Origin of the sequence: Micromonospora sp. NPDC005553 (assembly GCF_042871765.1) — a bacterium.
In the GTDB taxonomy this organism is placed as follows: domain Bacteria; phylum Actinomycetota; class Actinomycetes; order Mycobacteriales; family Micromonosporaceae; genus Micromonospora.
This window is the reverse complement of sequence record NZ_JBIAJD010000001.1, coordinates 1,071,463-1,090,192: the sequence shown is the minus strand read 5'-3', so window position 1 is coordinate 1,090,192 and position 18,730 is coordinate 1,071,463. Positions and strand designations below refer to the sequence as shown.

At 69.6% G+C, this 18,730-nt stretch carries 18 protein-coding genes; 8 read left to right on the top strand and 10 right to left on the bottom strand.

The features are described from left to right. Positions 1-47: 47 nt before the first annotated feature. Positions 48-440 carry a nuclear transport factor 2 family protein gene (locus tag ACFYPG_RS05020; RefSeq protein WP_355006419.1) on the top strand — a complete coding sequence of 131 codons (393 nt, stop codon included), beginning with the start codon at positions 48-50 and terminating at the stop codon, positions 438-440. A 131-nt stretch (positions 441-571) separates the two neighbouring features. Here the strand turns inward: ACFYPG_RS05020 and ACFYPG_RS05015 are convergent, their stop codons facing one another. Together ACFYPG_RS05015 and ACFYPG_RS05010 are read right to left on the bottom strand one after the other, a co-directional pair. Next, the gene (locus ACFYPG_RS05015; protein WP_387350357.1) at positions 572-1,657 is read right to left on the bottom strand and encodes a hypothetical protein; all 1,086 of its coding nucleotides are present in this window, start codon (positions 1,655-1,657) and stop codon (positions 572-574) included. Positions 1,658-1,770: 113 nt separating this feature from the next. Continuing rightward, positions 1,771-3,915, bottom strand: a complete 2,145-nt coding sequence (locus ACFYPG_RS05010; protein ID WP_387350356.1) for a hypothetical protein — start codon at positions 3,913-3,915, stop codon at positions 1,771-1,773. A 303-nt stretch (positions 3,916-4,218) separates the two neighbouring features. On the opposite strand from ACFYPG_RS05010, the gene ACFYPG_RS05005 reads away from it, so the two are divergent. Then, positions 4,219-5,421 (top strand): low temperature requirement protein A, encoded by a 1,203-nt coding sequence (locus ACFYPG_RS05005; RefSeq protein WP_387350354.1) that lies wholly within the window; start codon positions 4,219-4,221, stop codon positions 5,419-5,421. Positions 5,422-5,746: 325 nt separating this feature from the next. On the opposite strand, the gene ACFYPG_RS05000 is transcribed toward ACFYPG_RS05005, so the two are convergent. The 3 genes from ACFYPG_RS05000 to ACFYPG_RS04990 are packed head-to-tail and all read right to left on the bottom strand — an operon-like array spanning position 5,747 to position 8,102. Continuing rightward, positions 5,747-6,427 carry a GPP34 family phosphoprotein gene (locus ACFYPG_RS05000; protein ID WP_387350352.1) on the bottom strand — a complete coding sequence of 227 codons (681 nt, stop codon included), beginning with the start codon at positions 6,425-6,427 and terminating at the stop codon, positions 5,747-5,749. Continuing rightward, a complete protein-coding gene (locus tag ACFYPG_RS04995) occupies positions 6,424-7,143 on the bottom strand; it encodes an ABC transporter permease (RefSeq protein WP_387350350.1) in 720 nt (239 codons plus the stop codon). The genes ACFYPG_RS05000 and ACFYPG_RS04995 overlap by 4 nt, the downstream gene beginning before the upstream one ends. Before the next feature lie 26 nt (positions 7,144-7,169). Then, complete coding sequence (locus tag ACFYPG_RS04990; RefSeq protein ID WP_387350348.1) at positions 7,170-8,102, bottom strand: ABC transporter ATP-binding protein; 933 nt, start codon at positions 8,100-8,102, stop codon at positions 7,170-7,172. A 62-nt stretch (positions 8,103-8,164) separates the two neighbouring features. Here ACFYPG_RS04990 and ACFYPG_RS04985 point away from each other — a divergent pair, with 62 nt between their 5' ends. The 4 genes from ACFYPG_RS04985 to ACFYPG_RS04970 all read left to right on the top strand — a co-directional run bounded on the left by ACFYPG_RS04985 (position 8,165) and on the right by ACFYPG_RS04970 (position 11,654). Then, the gene (locus tag ACFYPG_RS04985) at positions 8,165-9,319 is read left to right on the top strand and encodes a sensor histidine kinase (RefSeq protein ID WP_387350346.1); all 1,155 of its coding nucleotides are present in this window, start codon (positions 8,165-8,167) and stop codon (positions 9,317-9,319) included. Further along, positions 9,316-9,918 (top strand): response regulator, encoded by a 603-nt coding sequence (locus ACFYPG_RS04980; RefSeq protein ID WP_387350344.1) that lies wholly within the window; start codon positions 9,316-9,318, stop codon positions 9,916-9,918. The genes ACFYPG_RS04985 and ACFYPG_RS04980 overlap by 4 nt, the downstream gene beginning before the upstream one ends. A gap of 143 nt (positions 9,919-10,061) precedes the next feature. Beyond that, positions 10,062-11,030: a CPBP family intramembrane glutamic endopeptidase gene (locus ACFYPG_RS04975; protein ID WP_387350342.1), complete on the top strand. Its 969-nt coding sequence runs from the start codon at positions 10,062-10,064 to the stop codon at positions 11,028-11,030. 210 nt (positions 11,031-11,240) lie between these two features. After that, positions 11,241-11,654 (top strand): hypothetical protein, encoded by a 414-nt coding sequence (locus ACFYPG_RS04970; protein ID WP_355006409.1) that lies wholly within the window; start codon positions 11,241-11,243, stop codon positions 11,652-11,654. Here the strand turns inward: ACFYPG_RS04970 and ACFYPG_RS04965 are convergent. Together ACFYPG_RS04965 and ACFYPG_RS04960 are read right to left on the bottom strand one after the other, a co-directional pair. After that, the gene (locus ACFYPG_RS04965; RefSeq protein ID WP_387350340.1) at positions 11,621-12,112 is read right to left on the bottom strand and encodes a barstar family protein; all 492 of its coding nucleotides are present in this window, start codon (positions 12,110-12,112) and stop codon (positions 11,621-11,623) included. The two genes, ACFYPG_RS04970 and ACFYPG_RS04965, sit on opposite strands and share 34 nt — an antisense overlap. Beyond that, positions 12,112-13,020, bottom strand: a complete 909-nt coding sequence (locus ACFYPG_RS04960) for a GNAT family N-acetyltransferase (RefSeq protein ID WP_387350339.1) — start codon at positions 13,018-13,020, stop codon at positions 12,112-12,114. Before ACFYPG_RS04960 ends, ACFYPG_RS04965 begins: the two co-directional genes overlap by 1 nt. A gap of 223 nt (positions 13,021-13,243) precedes the next feature. Here ACFYPG_RS04960 and ACFYPG_RS04955 point away from each other — a divergent pair, with 223 nt between their 5' ends. Then, the gene (locus ACFYPG_RS04955) at positions 13,244-15,490 is read left to right on the top strand and encodes a hypothetical protein (protein ID WP_387350337.1); all 2,247 of its coding nucleotides are present in this window, start codon (positions 13,244-13,246) and stop codon (positions 15,488-15,490) included. A gap of 28 nt (positions 15,491-15,518) precedes the next feature. On the opposite strand, the gene ACFYPG_RS04950 is transcribed toward ACFYPG_RS04955, so the two are convergent. From ACFYPG_RS04950 to ACFYPG_RS04940, 3 genes are read right to left on the bottom strand one after another with little or no spacing between them, the layout of a single operon-like run. Beyond that, the gene (locus tag ACFYPG_RS04950; RefSeq protein WP_387350335.1) at positions 15,519-16,334 is read right to left on the bottom strand and encodes an NAD-dependent epimerase/dehydratase family protein; all 816 of its coding nucleotides are present in this window, start codon (positions 16,332-16,334) and stop codon (positions 15,519-15,521) included. Positions 16,335-16,348: 14 nt separating this feature from the next. After that, a complete protein-coding gene (locus tag ACFYPG_RS04945) occupies positions 16,349-16,753 on the bottom strand; it encodes a cupin domain-containing protein (RefSeq protein ID WP_387350333.1) in 405 nt (134 codons plus the stop codon). Next, entirely contained in the window at positions 16,741-18,192 is a 1,452-nt protein-coding gene (locus ACFYPG_RS04940; RefSeq protein ID WP_387350331.1) for a PLP-dependent aminotransferase family protein, read from the bottom strand. The genes ACFYPG_RS04945 and ACFYPG_RS04940 overlap by 13 nt, the downstream gene beginning before the upstream one ends. A 46-nt stretch (positions 18,193-18,238) precedes the next feature. On the opposite strand from ACFYPG_RS04940, the gene ACFYPG_RS04935 reads away from it, so the two are divergent. After that, positions 18,239-18,646: a hypothetical protein gene (locus ACFYPG_RS04935; RefSeq protein ID WP_387350329.1), complete on the top strand. Its 408-nt coding sequence runs from the start codon at positions 18,239-18,241 to the stop codon at positions 18,644-18,646. Positions 18,647-18,730: the final 84 nt, after the last annotated feature.

The following is an 18,730-nucleotide window of genomic DNA, read 5'->3' as shown; positions in this document are numbered from 1 at the left end:
CGAGTACTGGGCACGCGGCTGCCGGGGAGACCCCGTACGCTGGCGTGGTGATCGACTTCCGCGCGGCAGTTGAAGCACGCGATCCCGATGCCATCACGGCGGCCCTTGCCGACGACGTGGTCTTCCGCAGTCCGGTGGCGTTCAAGCCCTACCCGGGAAAGGCCATCACCGCGGCGATCCTGCGCGGCGTGCTGCGGGTCTTCGAGGACTTCCGGTACACCCGTGAGTTGAGCGGTGACGGGGGTCGCGATCACGCGCTGGTGTTCGAGGCGAGGATTGGCGACGTCGCCGTCGAAGGTTGCGACTTCCTGCACCTGGACGAGACCGGTCTGATCGACGAGTTCACGGTCATGGTTCGCCCACTGTCCGCCGCGCAGACTCTGGCCGCCGCGATGGCCGCCCAGTTCGAGCAGATCCAGCGTGAGGCGACCGCCGGCTAGCTCGGCCGCAGCCGGTCGCTCGTCGGACGCTTCCGTCTGGTCCACACATCCCAGATCGATGATCCACCACGAGCACCGGGCCACTACCGCGCCGGCAGCAACGGAAGCGCTACCGCCGGCGCGGCCCGGCGTCAGAGCCGGGAGGTGAAGGTGGCCAGGAACCTGTGCGGGGTGACCGCGCCGGTGTTGTCGAAGCAGATGACGTCGACGTCGGCGTTGGTGGTGTACGGCCAGGGTTGGGTGAGGTGGCAGTAGTTGCTGCCGGCGCCCTGCGCCACCACCTGGGCGTGCGTCTCCTTGATGCCGATCTGCGGGAAGGTCGCCAGGTAGCGTCCCGAGGGCGCCAGCGGCGCCACCGTGTTCGCGCCGACGCCGAGCACCGAGTTGTCGTTTGTCGGCCCGCCGACGGCGGTACCCAGGTAGCCGAAGTACGAGGGTGGGCCGAGGGAGCCGATCACCGGCCGCCGACGGTGGTACGAAAGGGCGAAGTCGGTGTTGATGAACGCGCCCGCCTGGTCGTAGCAGAAGACGTACACCTGCACGCCGGTGCCGACCGCGCTCCAGGAGTAGACCTTGCAGCGGCGGGGACCGGCGTTCGGCTGCACGGCGGTGACCTGCACGTTGCCGGCGAGCAGATCGGCCAGTCCCACCCCGGGCAGCCGCACCAGGTACTGCCCGACGCCCAGCGGCCCGACCGTGTTCACGCCACCGGTGGAGTTGTACGACTGCGCCACCAGCCCGCTGGTCCACTGCACGTACGCGTGGGAGGTGCCGGCCGGCAGCACGCCCGAGCTGGTCGTCCAGAGCACTGTGAACGGAGTGTCATCGCGCGTGCCGCCCGGCTTGTGGCACTGCACGTCGACGATCTCGTCGGTGCCGGACTGGAACCAGCGGACCACCTCGCAGTAGTGACCGGTCCGGTTCACCGGGGTCACGTGCGGCACGCCGCGTGAGCTGGCACCGATCTGCGGGAAACGGACCTGGAACCGGCCGGGCGCGAGCTTGATGCCGTCGGCCCAGGCGGCGGGGAAGGCGGTCTTCCAGCTGCCCCACTGCCGGCTGGTGTCCAGCACGGTCCAGACCGGCACTGTGGGGTCCTTGACGTACGCGAAGCCCCAGCGGTCGGCGGTGGCCGCCGCGGCCGGTGTGGGCGGCGCGAGTGCGCCGGCGGCCAGGACGGCGGCCAGTGCCGTGGTGACGAACGATCGGAGACGCATCTGTTCCTCCAGTCGACGGGAACATGTCGGAGAGGAGTGTGCGCGTGGTGATCTGATGGTCACAGTCGGCTACATTGTGTTCCGGTGTCGGCTGTCCGCTACTCGTGGCCCGCTCAGCGGAGTTGGTCGGCCAGGTGGCACACCGCGTCAGTGAACGCCTTCTCCGATTCGCAGGGCCGGTGCCCCTTGATCGGTGGCGGGAAGATGTCGCCGGACGGAGGTGTGACGGCGTACGGGTCGCGAAGCCGTCGGTCCACCGTCGCCTCCCGGTCGCACGCCGCGGGTGCCTTGTCGGGGCCGTGCGGCGGAAAGACGCGACCCCCGATGGGGTCGGTGTCCCGCCACAGATTCACCCACCGCCAGTTCACCCGGTCGGCGATCTCGTGGATCACCTCGTCGCTGACGTACGCGGGAAAGAGGCGCGCGTACAACCGTCGGAGGGGCGAGCCGTGGGTCAGCAGCCCGACCCGGTCGGTGACCCGCGGCGGCAGTTGGAGCACTGTCGCGGCGAGCAGGACGGAGCCGTGGCTGTGCCCGGTGAGCACCACCGCGTTACCGGAGTCGACGAGGTGGGTGATCCGGCAGGTCAGTTCGGGAACGGCACGTTCGGCGTAGCACGGTGGCGCGAACGGGTGCGCGGATCTGGGCCAGAACGTGCCCAGGTCCCACAGCACGCCGACGTATCGGCGGAACCACGGGGTGCGATGGGCGAAGATTCCACCGAGGACCAGGCCGACGATGAGAGCGGCGATCAGATAGCTGCCGACACCGATGAGGAAGTTGACGAAGCTGACCGGCAACCCGACGTAGCGCTGGAGCAGTTCGCCGGGAGGCGTCGGCAGCAGGCCGAGCGCGACCGCTGCTATACCGATCCCGGCGAGGCAGGCGTAGAGCACCGCGAGCGGCAACAGCCGCTCGGTGAACCGGGCACGGGCCACGGTCTTGCGCACCTGGTGCAGCCGCGGTGTGGCATTGGGCGGCGCGTCCGGGAAGTCACGAGCAACGATTGCCGACGCGGCCCGGATCCGTCCCGGTCGTGACGCCACCGACACCACGGCGGCGACGGCCAGCGTCACCAGCACCGCCAGCGAGAAGCCGAGAATCGCCCAGATGCAGGCACGTGGCGGGCTGGTTATCAACGCCTCGGCGGTGGGCGCGCCCCTGTTCAGAACGTCGGACACCCGATAGATCAGCTCAGCGGAGAACGTGATCGCCAGACTGATCGCGGCTACGGAGGTCGCCAGGGCACCGAGCCCGAGGGCGGGCGCGACATTCGGATCTCGAGCCCGATGCCAGAACAGCACCACCCCCAGGGCGGCAAGCAGCACTGCCTGACCGATGAACAGCCCGACGACGCTCAGGTTGTAGCCGGGCAGCCCGTTCCGCTCCGGCCAGGATGCCGAGCTGGTCACAACGAGGATCCAGACCAGCACGGTCAGACCGAGGGCGATCGTGCGTAGCGCGCTGACCAACCGGTCGAGCCGCAGCTCCGTGGGCGTGGCCAGGGGTGGGGTGCAGAGCAGAACCGCGCACGTGATCAACAGAAGTCCGGCAGCTGCCGTCAGCGCGACGGTGCCGATCGACAGACCCTGTGCGGACCGGGCTGCGAGCAGGCAGAAATCCAGCGTGGCAAACGCCGCCGCGACGTGAATCGAGCGCAGTCGTGCCACCAGTGGCTCATTGTCCCACCGGCCGACGGCGGTGAGCCGGTCCGCCGCACGAGGGTGGTCGGCCGCGCGGAAGACGTCAGAGGGAAGTGCCGGGCGCGCGCTGAGCCCCCACACCAGGCTGATGGCCGCAGCCGGTGCCAGTGCGAGCACCGCCAGGCGCAGTCCGGCAGGACGCCCCCCGAGCCAGGAGAGCCAGCTACGTCCGGCCAGGCACTCCGGTGAGGACATGCACTTCCACGCGATCACATCCAGGGCGACCCCCACGATGCTCAGCACGTACATCGAGGTCATGGTGAGCGCCAACAACCGGCACAGGGCCTTGATCACCGGGTCGCCACCGGCTCCGGCCGGACGCATCCAGATGGCGAGGTTGATCAGCATGAAGGGCAGCAGGATCACCATCGACAACGTTCGCACCGCGTTGCCAGCGGGCAGGTTGTTCCAGCGGTAGGCCTCGAGCGTCACCGCGCCCGCCTCGCTGTCCTCGCGGTCTACCGCTCGCGGCCGGTAGAAGCCGCCCCGGTGGTCACCCGCCACCTGCTGCACGTGCGGTCGGTCCAGCAGGTCATCCGGGCCGGTCGCGGACACCCCGTGCACCCGCAGTTCCACCAAGCCGTCAGCCCCAGCGCGCCCGCCCCCGTCTCGCTGATCCATCCGGTACCGGCCCCCCGGCGTGTACGAGGCTCACACCGACCCGCTCGGGTGATCCGAGGGCGCCCGTGTGGCCTAGCGGGCGTACCCCGCGAAGGAAGATGCAATCTCGTGCTCGCAGCGCGAGGTCGACATCCGGGCGGGCATGTTCGCCGGACATTCTTCGGGTATCGACTCGACGACCGGCCCGGCGTGGTACCAATTACCCGGGAAGGCGAAGCCGGCAGGAATGGGCGGCCCATGTCGACAAGGGCAGCAGCGCTGCTTCGGAAACCCGGGCAACCGCAGCGACCAAGCCTTCTGGAACTCTTCTTCGACCTGGTCTTCATCTTTGCCCTCAATCGGGTCTCGCAACGGCTGGTTGAGGAACTCACCGAGCAGCGAGTCGTCCTCATCGAGGCTGGCGAGACCCTGCTGTTGCTGCTGGCCTTCATGGTGCTGTGGTTCGTCACGGCGTGGGTCACCGACCTCTACGATCCGCAGCGGCCCCAGCTTCAGGTGCTGGTCTACACGGCCATGCTTGGCGCGCTGGTGATGGCAGTCGCCGTGCCGCACGCGTTCGGTGACAGAAGTCTGGCCTTCGCCGGTGCGTACGTCGCGGTTCACATCATCCGTGGCCTGGTCATCGTGCCGATACTGCGCGGCCACGAAGCTCAGCGCCGAGCAGCTGGAGTGTTCTTCTGGTTCACGTTGTCGGCCGTGCCGTGGATCGCCGGCGCGATCGTGACGGATCTGACCCGCAGCCTGTTGTGGACGCTCGCGATCGCCATCGACGGCACGGCACTTCTGATGTTCTATCCCGCGCCGTGGTCCCGCCCCACCCAACGGCAATGGCCCGTCCTGGCCGAATATCTCTCTGAGCGTTACCAACAATTCTTCATCATCGCCCTCGGTGAACTTATTCTGACGACCGGGTCGGCCTACAGCGACACCTCGTTTCGGCGGGGAGGAGCCGTGGCAGCCTTTGCGGTCTCATTCATCACGACCGTGCTCCTGTTTCGCGTCTACAGTTTCAGGGCGGGCCAACTGCTACCCGAAGCCATCAGAGTCGCCGCTGAGCCCGCGCATCTCATCCGAGAGGCTTTCCTCGCGCACGTACTCATGGTGGCCGGGATCGTCGCTGTCGCCGTCGGGTACGAAATCGTGATCGAACATCCGTTCGGGCACACCAACGCGGCGTGGATCCTCGTTGTCCTGGGCGGACCGATGCTCTTCCTGATCGGACGAGCCCTGGTGGAACATGCCGTATTCGCCCGGGTGTCCCACTCCCGGATCGTCGGCGCTCTGGCGCTTGCCGGCGCCTCGCCGTTCATGATCCTTTTGCCGCCGCTGGCCGTGGCCGCCACCGCCGTCGTCGTCCTCGCCGGCATCGCGGCTTCCGACGCCGTCCACGCCAGGGGGAAACCGCCCGAAGGGCCGCACCCGCCCCATCCCAGAGAGTGAGCCGAACCGGACATCGTCCGGCTGTCGGCTCATGACCCCGTGGCGTCCGCTCGCTGTCCGCCCCCGGGGCACTCTTCGGGCGGGGCGTAGGCACGAATGGTGCCGTTGTGCCGAGCGACAGTGCCGTCAGCGGTGAGGGGTACGAGTCGTTTACAGACGGGACACCGTCCCCGTTGGTGCTGCGAGCGCTGAGTCACGGTGCCTCCCCGGTAGGTCGTGCGCGCATCCGCCGAGCCATGCCGCCCATCGTTGCCGATCGAGGCTCGGAACCGCGCTGATCACTGGGCCGCCAGCCACCCTCGGGCGGCCCGGTGCGCAGGCACCGCTAACCTCGCGGCAGCACGGTGATGGCCGCGACGGCGCTGTTGATGACGGTGGCCGTCACGGTGCGGGTCACGGCCGCCGCCGCGGCGTCGGCGCCCCAGTCGCCACGCTCGAGTTCCTTGGCCCGCGTGATGACCGGTGACGTCCACGGGATCTCGCGGTGGAACTGCGGGAGCGTCCCGCTCGCCGAGAGCAGCGCCGCGAGCGCGGCGACACGGGCCTGCGGCTGCGCACCGTCCACGAGGACCCGCCGGACGTCGGCGAGCAGGCGGGCCCGTCGTTCGGTTCTGCCCTCCCGTAGGGCTGTCGTCCGGAACAGGCCGAGCACCTTACGGGGCTCCTGGTCGATGTCGCCTCGCGCGATGAGCCGCTCCAACACCGGCTTGCGCAGGACGGGGCCGACCGCAGCCAGGGCCGTCTGCACCCCTCTCGGTTTCTCGGCGAGGTAGTCCCACGCCGGGCGCAGGAGGTCATCCGACGGTGGATGACCCGCCACGCTGCTGACCCGTCCCCGGGCCTCGGTGGTCAGGTGACCGCCGAGGGCGAGGTCCGCGAGGACGGCTCCGCCGAGGACGTAGAAGAGGGTGTTCTCTCCCGCGATGGTTCCGGAGTTGGGTTGGAACAGGAGCAGCAGGAGGTCTTCCACCACTGTCGGCGTCTGAGGCCGGGCTTCGGTGGTCATCGGCGGGGCTCCCAGCGGAAGAGTCGGGTGGCCAGGGCGACGGCGACGACGACCCAGCCGAGGGTGGGCGCCAGCAGGAGGAGGGAGTCGGTCACGGCGACGCCGCCGTTCCAGGCGTTCATGGTCAGTTCGGTGGCCGCGCCGCCGGGCAGCAGCCGCTTGAGCCCGGCGAGGTTCTCGGTGCCGGTGATGCCCACCCAACTGGCCACGGCGATCACCCCGAGGGTAACGGGCAGGGTGGTGACCTGGGCGTGTTCGGGTGAGTTGGTCAGCCCGGCGGTGGCCAGCGCCAAGGCGATCATCATGGCCAGGGTGGCGATGGTCGCGACCACGAGCAGGGCGATGTTCGCCGGTGCGCCGGCGACCACGGCGAGGGCGGTCAGGATCGCGGTGACCTGGATCAGGGCGATGACGACGACGGGCAGCAGGAGGCCGGCGAGGATTGTGGTGTCGGTTGCGGCGGTGGAGCGTAGGCGTTTGAGGAAGAGGTTCTGGCGTCGGGAGGCCAGGGTGGTGACGGCGGTGGTGTAGAGCCCGAAGGCGGTGATGGTGAAGAGGATGATCGCGGCGATGTAGCCGAGGCTGCCGAGGTCGGCGAAGGTGTCGTGTTGGCGGACGAAGTAGGCGCTGACGACGACGGGGATGATGAGGCTGGTGATCAGGACCAGTCGGTTGCGGAAGATCTGGATCAGTTCGCTGGAGGCGATGGGAAACACGGTGGCGCTCCTGTCGAGACGGCGGGTCAGTTGTCGATGGCGCGGAAGACGTCGTCGAGGCGGGTCGGCCCGGCCTCCAGGCCCTGCAGCTCCACGGCGTGGTCCTGCGCCCACCGGAGCAGGATGTGCAGGTCGTTCTGCAGTGCGAAGGTCTCGACCACGACCTTCCCGTCCACCTCGACGGCGGCCTGCAGCGGCAGCGCCGATGCCGGTGCCGGTGCCGGGAGGGTGAAGCGGATGACGGCGGGCAGGGTGCGGGTCAGTTCGGCCACGGTGCCTTCGCGGTGCAGGGTGCCGTGGTGCATCAGTCCGATGCGGTCCGCGCGCTGTTGTGCTTCTTCCAGGTAGTGGGTGGTGAGCACGATGGTGGCGCCGTTTTCGCGAAGGCGGTCGACGGTCGCCCAGACGGCGTCGCGGGATTGAATGTCCAGGCCGGTGGTGGGTTCGTCGAGGACGATCAGTTCTGGGGTGCCGTAGACGGCGGTGGCAAAGTCGAGGCGGCGCTTCTCGCCGCCGGAGAGCTGAGCTACTTTGCGGCGGGCTCGGCTGGTGAGGTCGACGAGGTCGAGTACCCGGTCGACGTCGTCGGTGCGTGCGGTAAGTCGGCCGATCAGGCCGACTGACTCCCGAACGGTGAGGTCGGGGGAGAATCCGCTCTCCTGGAGCATGACGCCCATTCGGGGACGTACCGTCTGGCGGTCGTCGGGGCGGTGCCCGAAGACACGTACGGTGCCGGAGGTTGACCTGCGGTGTCCCTCGATGACCTCCAGTGTCGAGGTCTTCCCGGCTCCGTTGGTGCCCAGCAGCGCGTAGAGCTCTCCAGGTCGTACCTCGAAGGAAAGGTCCCTGACGGCGTGGAAATCACCGTAGGTGAGGTTCAGCCGGTCAACTTCGATGACGGGTGTGGTGGACATGCACCTATGACAGCGCGGGCGCAGCCGATCTGTCAGTGGCACCACGTCATCACCGCAAGTGACGTGGTGTCACTGGTGCTGACCCCTGGCTGCCGGATACTGACCTGGTGACCGCGAGACCGCCGCGCTTCACCCAGTCGACGCAGGGAAGGCTGCGCCGGCTCAACCTCGCGACATCACTGCCGCCGGTGGTGTTCGCCGCGGTGATCCTGCTCTACACCGACGCGCGCGCCTGGTGGCACTTTGTCGTCCTGGCACCCGGTGCCGTGGCGGCCGTGGTGGCCTTCGAACGGTGGACGGCAAACGACCTCGCCCGGGTCGCGCTGCCCTGCTTGGTCGTGGCGGCGGCGGTCTGGCCGCTCGGGGTCCTGGTGACCGGCAGCCCCAACGCCTACTGGGGTGTCTGCGCCGTGGGTTCGCTTTCCCTGCGCGAGGTGCGACGGCGCCGGGCTCTGACGATAGCCGGGCTGTTCACCTACGTCGCCGTCGTCGGTGTGGCGCGGCTGCTGGTGCAGCGCGACGACATCGTGGGCGTCCTGGTCACCTACGTTCTCATCCCGACCGCTCTCACCGTCCTCGTGACGGTCTTCACGGTCGTGGGCGAGCGGTTCTACGACCTCATCCGGGAGCTCGAACAGACTCGGGAACGCGAGGCGGAGCTGGCGGTGGTCCGGGAGCGGGTGCGGTTCGCCAGCGACCTGCACGACATCCAGGGCCACACCCTGCACGTGGTCAAGCTGAAGATCGCCCTGGCCCAGCGGCTGCTGCTGCGCGACACCGCTCGGGCGGAGAAGGAGCTGCGGGAGACGTACACGCTGGTCAGCGACACCATCGCGCAGACCAAGGAACTCGCCTACGCGCAGCGGCGGCTCAACCTCACCGCGGAGATCGAGAACGCGAAGAACCTGTTCGAGGCCGCCGGCATCCGGGTCCGAGTGACCCGGGAGGCCGAGGTCGACGCCCGCGCCAGCGAACTGCTCGGGCAGGTGCTGCGGGAGACGACCACGAACATCCTGCGGCACGCGCAGGCCACCCAGGTGCAGATCACGCTCGCCGCGTCGGGCATCACCATCGTCAACGACGGCGTGACCGCCACCTCGCCCCCGCAGCTCAGGGGCCTGGCGACGCTGAGGCAACGGGTGGCGGACGACGGAGGTGAGCTGTCCGTGGAACAGAAGGACGGGCGGTTCCTGACCGCAGCGACCTTCCCACCCGCTCGGGCCGAAGCGGCCCCGACGGTTACCGGGAAGGACGACCGATGACCACCATCGTCCTCGCCGACGACGAGGCGCTGCTGCGCACGGCCCTGGCCGCGCTGCTGCCGATGGAGGGCGACATCACCGTTCTCGCCGAGGCGCAGGACGGCCGGACGGCGATCGCCGCCACCCTGCGGCACCGGCCCGACGTGCTGGTCATCGACCTGGAGATGCCGGGCGTGGACGGCCTGGGCGCGGTCGCCGAGATCCGCCGCGAGCGACCGGAGCAGGTGATCCTCATGCTGACCCGGCATGCCCGGCCCGGCGTGCTGCGCAAGGCGCTGAAGCTCGGCGTCCAAGGCTTCGTCAGCAAATCCGCCGAGCCAGCCCACATCACCTCGGTCATCGCCACCCTGCACGCGGGGAAACGCTGGATCGACCCGGACGTGTCCGTGCTCGCCGTCACCGAGGACTCCCCCCTCACCGAGCGTGAAGCCGACGTCCTACGGGTCACCGGCGAGGGCTACTCGGTCGCCGACATCGCCACCAGGCTCCACCTCGCCCCGGGCACCGTCCGCAACTACCTGTCCAACGCGATGCGCAAGACCCAGACCCGGACCCGCCACGAAGCGGCCCGCTACGCCCGCGAACACGACTGGCTGTAGGCGCATCCGCCGTCGCCGACCGTGACCGTGCGGTGCGACTGTCCGAGGAAATGTCACTGTGACGTGGTGACGTGGTGGCACTGACGGCGAGGCGCCATGAGCGCTGCAATGGGATCTCCACACCGACGAGAGGGAGCTCCCCGATGAACGCCCCCAGAGCCGCGAAACCCTGGACAGGGACGAGCCCTTCTGATGCGGGAGGCTCGCGCCTCCAGACGCCGGAGCATTCCCGGCTGGCCGTCGACAGCTCCCGGCCCTTCGGCGCCCACCTTCGGATGAGCTGGTGGAAGCCGCTGGTGGTCATCGGCGTGCCGCCGCTGGCGATGGTGGTGCTACAGGTTCTGCTCTACCAGCTTGTGGGCGTCATCGAGGGCAGCGACGACCCGATGTCAGCCACCCTCACGCCGTTGAAGTTCCTGGCCGTCAACCTCAGCATCGGCACGGCGGGCGCCCTGGCGATCCTGCTCCTGGTCTGGATCGCCAGGGTGCCGTGGCGCAGCCTGATCAGTGCACCCCGAGCCTTCGACGCTCGCCGCCTGACGTACTACCTGGTCGCGGCGGCGCTGCTGGTGGGTGCCGGGATCGGTGTCGTGGCGCTGGTCGCGCCCGACGCCCCGGGCTGGACCGCCTTCGGTGTCACCGGCACGACGATCGGCATGCTGGCGATCATCGCACTGAGCACCCCGGTGCAGGCCGTCGGCGAGGAGCTGATGTTCCGAAGTGCGGTGCTGCCCGCCGCCGCGTCCTGGGTGCGTGCGGTTCGCCCCGCCCTGGTCGTCGGGCTCGTCGTGTCCGGCCTGGGCTTCGCCGTGGTCCACGGGTCGGCTGACCCCTGGTTGTTCGGCTACTACACAGTGATCGGGGTCAGCACTGGCCTGATGGCCATCATCAGCCGTGGCATCGAGGCACCGGTTGCCTTCCACGTCGCCAACAACGTCCTGTTCACGACCGTCAACACGGTGATGGCGGACGGCGAGGCCTTCGCGATCGACCGGTCCACCGACTCCGGTGACGCGTCCCTGCTGATCCTCGGCGCCGTCAACGTCGCCATGGTGGTGCTGGTCTGGCTGCGCGAGCGGCGAGCCCGGCCCCGGGCCGTCAGTAGTCGGTAGGACCGCAGCCGTCGTGACCAGCGAGCGATTGGAGGCGTCCTCGTCTGGTCGGGTGCGCGGCGGGGCTCCCGCACCTCGCTCTCCTGGGGGAGTGGAACCGACCCACTGAGGGAGGCGTCACGCTGTCGGCTTGGCGAGGGTGCTGGTATGCCCGCTTTCAGTAGTCGTCGCTGGGCGTACGGCGCCTTGGCTTGGTTGAACGTCTTTGTGGTGTCCCACGTGATCCTGGTGTTCTTCCCTGGGCGCGATCCGACCGGCGGCGGACCGTGGGGCATGAGGGCCTACGTGATCTTCAACGTGGTGCTCATCGCGGTGTCGGCCCTCGGAGCAGCCGTCGTTCTGGCCACTGTCCGCCCGCCGGCGCGACACCTCCCCCGGTGGCTGATCCTGACCCCACTGGTGTTCGGCAGCACCCTGCTCGTCATCCGGGGTGTGCCAGGAATGGCCGAGAACTATGTGATGGTCAGCGGTGTCCGTCGCGGTGGTTTCATGGGGGTGGCGGACGTCTCCACTGGCGAGTTCTGGATCGGCATCGCAATCAACACCTACTTCTTCGCCGGAGCGGCGTTGCTGGTCGGGACAACCGTTTCCTACGGCCGACGATCAGCGAAGCCGTCTCGCTGAGGCGTACCGGCGTCCGCACGGGCGATCTCCTGCCGCAACAGCGCCGCCTCGTCGTCGCGGTCGCAGAGCAGCAGCACCTTGAACTCTGGTTGGCCGAACGGCCTGGCCCAGTGGTGTACGGCCTGCGACAGGATGCACAACAGCGTGTGCCGATCCTCGGCGCTGCTGGACAGCACCCGTGGCGCGTTCTCGACGACGATGAGATACCCGTCCGCGGGCATCCAGTTCAGGTCGCGGAGGCAGTCGGACAGCGCGGCCCAGTTCCAGCCGAAGTAGCCGGGAAAGAGCAGCGCGTCGGAGAACTCGTAGAAGGTGTGGTCCGCATCCGTCATCCTCGCACCGTCGAGCCGGGCGACGACGAATCTGCCGGCTGCCGGTAGTACCGCCGCCAGCTCGACCAGGGCACTGCGTGAGCAGACCTCGACCTGATCGGTGGGGCCGCTCCACCAGCTGCTCATCAGACGATGACCAGGTTGGCCATGTCGACGACCGGCCGGTAGCCGAGGGCCGCGTAGATCTTGTTCGACGTCGGGTTGGCCTGGTCGGTGAACAGGCAGACCTGCGTACCCTCGGCCTGGATTCGGCGGGAGACCTCGGCGACCGCGTTGCTGGCCCAGCCGCGCCCCCGTTGGCCCGGCGGTGTGTACACCGGGCCAAGGCGGGCCACGCCGAACGACGGTGGGTTGGCACCGGTGAGGTGCACCGGCTCTCCGGTCTCGTCGAGCCAGAACCACAGCCGTCCGGCGTGGATCCGATGCAGCACCTCCGCATGGTCGGGCGCTTCGTGCGCGCTGGCACCACGCGGGCGGCCCGCCTGTTCGTCGGCGTCGCCCACGAACGCGGCGAGCCACTCGGTGACCAGTCCCGCGTCGTCCACGGTCGCGGTCACCAAGCTGCCGGGCACCGGTGGCGGCGGTGTCAGCTCGCCGAGCTGGTGCAGCCGTGTGTGCTGGTCGACCCGGACTGCGCCCCCACCGAGCTGGGCCAGCGCGGCGGCGCACAGGTCGACCGCGGGCAGGGCGCCGTTGACCGCGAGGACCTCCTCCCCGCGCTCGTGCAACGCGTGGGCGAGCGCAACGGCCGCCTCGTCGGGCATGGGCAGCAGGAACGGCGGATAGGGGGCATACGGCGCCGAGCGCATCCCGGCACCGACCACCGCCCCGGAGTCGTCGCTGACCACGAGCCACCAGTTACGGTCGGGCTGAGGGATACCCTCTGCCCGTTGCGACAACAGCCGGTGCGCGATGGTGGTCACGACCGTGCTGACGACCGGATCGGCGCCCAGGTAGTCACCCGCAACGGCCAGGAACTCGCCCGGATCGCTGAGGAATCGCAGCCGCAGTCCGGCCCTCGGGACAATGCTCATCCGCGTACGCTAGCCACCGCCCACCGGATCGACACCGGAATATTGTGCGGCCCGAGGACCTGCAGGCGCTGCACCATCCGTGCGGCGGGCCCACGGTTGGTCTCGGCCGGGCGGGGTACACCGCCGCGAGTGGCGCGGGGGCCGGGTTCACCCCGGCTTGGCCACCGAAGGTGCTTCGGAGGGGCCGATGTCGGGTGCATCAGCGCGGCCAGGCGGGCCCGGGATGTCCGATGACGTGGTGGAGCTGCGGGTGCACGGCGCCGCCAACGCCAGCGCCGCTCAGGTGTTGAACGCGGCGCAGGTCGAGCAGGTCGCGGGCGACCGCAGTGGGGGCTTCTACCGCCCCCACCGCCCATGTTCGTGCGGCACCGGCGAACGGGTGACGGAGGCGTACCGCTGGGGTGACCTGCCCGCCGGAAGCGTTGTCAGAACACTGTCGCTGGTGTTCCTCCTGCCGTTCATGCTGGCCAACCTGGCGATCTGGATGCGACCGGCGAGCCCCGGCTCCGACGCGATGGTCAGATCCCTGTGCCGGTTGCTGGCGCTCACTCTCACCGCGCTGTATGTGCTTGCCTTCGTCGGTGTCACGCTGGACCTGATCGCGTGGAAGTGCATGGGCTCGCCACGTTGCCTGGACGGGCGCACCTGGTTGTCCTGGTTGGGCGGGCGACCGGTGGGCCTGCGCCTCGCGGTACTCGCGGTGGTTCCGGCCGGCGCCATCGGCCTGCTCTGGCGTGCCAGCACCCGGCCGAGAAAGATGTTCGACGCGTTCCGCGCTCCGGCGGACGAGGTCTCCGAGTATCGCCTCGGCGGGATCGGTCAGTGGGACGCCGGGCCGCTGGTGGGACGGCTTCGTTCGATTCACGTCGCGGCGGCGTTCGCGACACTGGACGTCGCTCTGCTCGCCGCCCGAGCCGCGAACGGCGCCTCGGCCAGCACCATCTCGTTGGCCGTGGCCACCGGGGCGGTGCTGGCCAGCTGCGTGGTCCTGCTCTGCCTGCCCCCGGTGCTCGACCGGGCCGCCTCGGACCAGCGGCTGGACCGAATCACCCGCGCGGTGCGGACGGTGGCCGTGGCCCTGACCATCGTGGTGACGGCCCACGTCCTCGCCAGCCCGGCGCCGTGGCGCGAGGGGGGCGGCCTACCCGGCTACGGCGCAGTTCTCACCTTGCTGTTCGTCGCCCAGACGACCCTGCTCACCGCCCTCGGCGCGGTGCTGCTCTGGCGCCGGGTTCGCCAGCGGGACGCCATCCCGCTGCTCGGGCTGGGCGCACTGGTGATGGCGGCCAGCGCGGTCAGTCTGGCGGTGGCAGTGTCCGCCGAGTTCGTCTACCGGGTGGCGGATTTCCTCGATCGTGACGCACCGACCGGAGAAGGCCTGGCGTCCGGTCTGCCGCCGGCGTTCACCTGGGCGATCTTCGGCTTTCTCCGGACCGTGCTGTTCACGTTGGTGGTGGCGGTGCCGGTCATCCTCATCTCTCGCCGCCGTCGACGTCATGCTGCGGCGGTGATCGTCGACTGCGACTACCCGGAGCGCCCGCCCGCGGCCGAGACCCGACTGCGGCAGGTGCGGAAGGCGATAGCAAGGGCCCGCTTCACGGAAAGACTTATTCCGTTGGCGGTGGTCTACGCATGCCTGGCCGGGATCGGCACGGCCACCACCACCCTCGGTCTGCTGGACCTGCTGCCGAGCGAGTCCGTACAGCGGTACGCACGGTTACCCGGTGATTTGATCACCTTCTCCATCGCGTTCGGGAGCTGGGGGATCGCCGCGATCATCCTCGGTCTGACCATCGGCGGGATCTTCGCCTACCGGACAGTCGAATTCAGGCGCCACGTCGGTGTCCTGTGGGACCTGGGCACGTTCTGGCCCCGGGCCGCCCACCCGTTCGCTCCACCCTGCTACGCCGAACGGGCTGTGCCGGAGTTGACCCGACGAATCACCTACCTCGTCGGACGCGGCCACCTCGTGCTGCTCACCGCGCACAGCCACGGTTCGGTCCTGGCCGCCGCGACAGTGCTCCAGTTACCGCCCCAGGTCAGCAGTCGAGTCGCTCTGCTCACCCATGGGTCACCACTGAGCCGACTCTACGCGCGACTCTTCCCCGCCTTCGTCGACGACGAGGTGCTGCACGAGATTGGCGCTCGGGTGGACTGGCGGTGGGTGAACCTGTGGCGCGACACCGACTCGGTTGGCGGCTGGATATTCAGCGCCCACCGGACACCCGCGCCGTTGACCGTCGGCGGGACTGCGGCGACGGTGGACCGCCGGCTACGGGATCCCGCCGACGTGGTGCCGCTACCCGGCGACAGTGTCCCGCCGCCGATCCAGGGACACCGGCCCGGCGGATCGGAGCGGCGGTACGCCGAGGCGGCCCGCGAGTTGATCGAGCGCCTTCGCCAGCCGGTGGACTCAGTGCCGCTTCCGGGCGACCCGCCGAGCGGGGCAGTGGCGGATCCGCGGCAGTGACGCGGGCGCGATTGTCGGTGCGGGCGGCTCACAGTGTGTCGAACCCCTGCCGCCAGGACGGATAGGTCGGGCTCCAGCCGAGGTGCGTGCGGGCGTAGCGGTTGCTCGCTCCGCGCGCCCAGCCGTGCCGCTCGCCACCGCTCACCGCTGGCGCCGGCACATCGGTCGCCCCGCAGAACGCGGGCACCCACTGCGAGGCGGCGGCTGGCTCGTCGTCGCAGACGTTGACGACGCTCACGGGCCACCGCAGAGCCTCGACTGCGGCGGCGACGGCGTCATCGATGTGCAGCAGGCTGCTCACGTCCGCGTCGGCGGGAACCTTGCCGGCGGCGGCGAACTGGGCCATCAGACCGTCGCGGGCGTACCAGGTGCCCGGGCCGTAGAGGGTGCCGTACCTCAGCACGACCCACTCGGGCGCCTCTTGGACGGCGGATTCGAGCGCGGCGGCACCGGCCACGCTGGTCTGGCGTGGCTCCGCCGCGCCGAGGTCGAGCGGGGTCTCCTCGGTCGCGGGCTCGGTGCCCGGCTCGTACGCCCAGGCGATGCTCTGTGCCACGATCCGCTGTACGCCGGCGGCGAGCGCCGCGTCGACCAGGTTGCGGGTCCCGGTCCGACGCAGCCGCGAATTGGCGGCGAAGTCCCCAGTGCTCAGGCTGGTCAGCTGGTGCATCACCACGTCGGGCCGGGCGTCGCGGACGGCGGCAGCGACCGCGTCCCGGTCGAGCACGTCGACGGCGACTGGGCCGTTGCGGGCCAACCCGATGACCTCATGCCCCTGAGCGGTCAGGATGGGCTCGAGTCGACGGCCGATGACGCCTGTCGAACCGGCGAGAACGATACGCATGACGTGCCTCTCCGTCAGTTCGGCCGGGTTGAGCGGCGGTCCTTACGCTGTTCGAGCTCGTCGGGGCTCACCAGCACCAGCATTTCCTGGCCGGGCGCGCACACCATCACGACCAGGAACTTCGTCACTCGATCGGACAGGTTGTTGGCGGACCGGTAGTGGATGACGTCGCCGCCCGGCTCCCAGAACGCCTCACCGGCCTTGATCACCCGCTCGGGCTCGCCCTCCAGCTCGAAGATCATCTCGCCCTCGAGCAGGTAGCCGAAGACCGGGCCGGAGTGCCGGTGCGGCGGCGTGCCCGGGTCGCCCGGTGGCAGTTCGATCGTCGCTGTCATCACGTGGGAGCCCTCCGGCAACTCCGGCGGCATGGCCGTGCCCAGCAGCACGATCTCGTTGTTTCCGATTGTCATGGTCTGCATGGATCGAACGTATCCCCGACCGGACCAGCCGGATGGACCAGTTGGTGACCAGTCTGATGGACCAGTTGGCAAAGTCCGGACAGTGCCTCCTGCCAGGCATGAGCCGGCGGTGCCGCGTATCCGAGGACCAGGGCTGCCGCCTGCCGCTCGTCCGCGGGATCGTGCCAGTAGCCGTTGCTGTGCAGTCCGACCAGGTGCAGTCCCTCGCGGCGTCCGGCCCGGATCAGCCAGCGCTCCTCCGCCACGGAAGCCAGCGGTAGCAGCGCGTGAACGCCGGCAGCGATGCCCTCCAGGGCAGTGGTGGTCACCTCGGCCAGGCGGCCGGCCAGCTCGGTCCGGCGACGCCGGTAGGTCAGGCGCATGCGGCGGATGTGCCGGTCGTAGTCGCCGTGCGTGAGCAGGTCGGCCATGGTGAGCTGGTCGATCGCGGAGACCGCGGCGCCGGCTTCCACGATCGTCGTCGTCAGTTCACGACGCAGTGGCTCGGGGACGACGAACCAACCCAGGCGGACGCCTGGCGCCAGTGACTTGCTCGTGCTGCCGGCGTACACGATCCGCTCTGGTGCCAGCGCCTGCATGGCGCCCACCGGCCGCTGGTCGTAGCGGAACTCGCCGTCGTAGTCGTCCTCGATCAGAAACGCGTCGTGCTTCCGGGCCCAGGCGATGAGCCGGTAGCGGTGCCGTGGAGCGAGCACCACGCCGGTCGGATGCTGGTGCGCCGGGGTGAGGAGCGCGGCCTGACCCGCCGCGTCGTCCGGGTCGGCCCCGCCGGGACCGACGGTCAGCGGGGTGACTGTCAGGCCCGCGGCACGCAGCACCATGCGGTGATGGGCCAGACCGGGGTTCTCGGTGGCGATGGCGCGGACGCCGCGCCTGTGCAGCGTCCGCGCAAGAAGGGAGAGGCCCTGGGTGAAGCCCGCCGTGATCACCACCGCACCCGGTTCGCAGAGCACTCCACGAGTGCGCGCGAGATAGCCGGCCACCGCCGCCCGCAATGCGGGTAACCCGGTCGGTTCGGAGTAGTCCAGCGTGCCGCGCGAAGCCGTTGTCAGCGCCCGGCGGACACTGTCCGCCCAGGCTGTGCGGGGGAACGACGCGAGGTCGGGAATCCCCGGCCGCAACTCGATCAATGGCCCAGCGGGAGGCGACGGCCGCGGTTGCCCGCGCGAGCCGGGTGGATCATGGCGTACGTCGGCGACCCGGGTGCCCGAGCCGGGTGCCGCCAGCAACCACCCTTCCGCCACCAGCTGCGCGTACGCCTGCACCACAGTGCCACGTGCCAAGCCCAGGTCGGCGGCCAGGCTCCGGCTCCCCGGTAGGCGCGACCCGGCGCGCAGCCGGCCTGTCCGGATGCTCTCCCGTAACGCGCTCTCCAGCGAGCGACCCGGGAAACCCGCGCTCCGATCGAACTCCAGATGCAGGTCAAGCGACTTCGTCACGAAGCAACGATCCCATTCGTACGAGTAGCGCCGGCAGGTTCCCACGTTGATCCGGATCGCCCTGGCCGTCCTCTTCCTCGACGAACTCGTTGTCGGGTTCTGGAACCAGGTCTTTCCCGAAAGCTTCTACGACAACTTCCCGACCGTCAGCCTCACCCCGCCGTTCAGCGAGCACTACGCGCGAGACTTCGGCGGAGCGACCCTCGGCCTGGCCGTCGTCCTCGGCACCGCGCTCGTCGTACCTCGGGCGGCGTTCACCATCCCCGCGGCGGCGGCATTCTCCACCTTCGCCATACCACACTTCTTCTTTCACCTGACCCACCTGCACCACGCCACCCTCGGCGAGAAGGCGTTCCTGACGACCGCCAACGCCGTCGTCGCCCTGCTCGGGCTTCTCGTCATCGCCCTGACGCTCGTCCGGGACGCAGGGCGTCGCCGCCCTCCAGGCACGTGATGCGGGCGGACCCGGCGCGACGCCGGATCCGCCCGTTTCAGGTGTGCTGGATCTCGCCCTGCCGCTGGTCGACCCGCACACCCT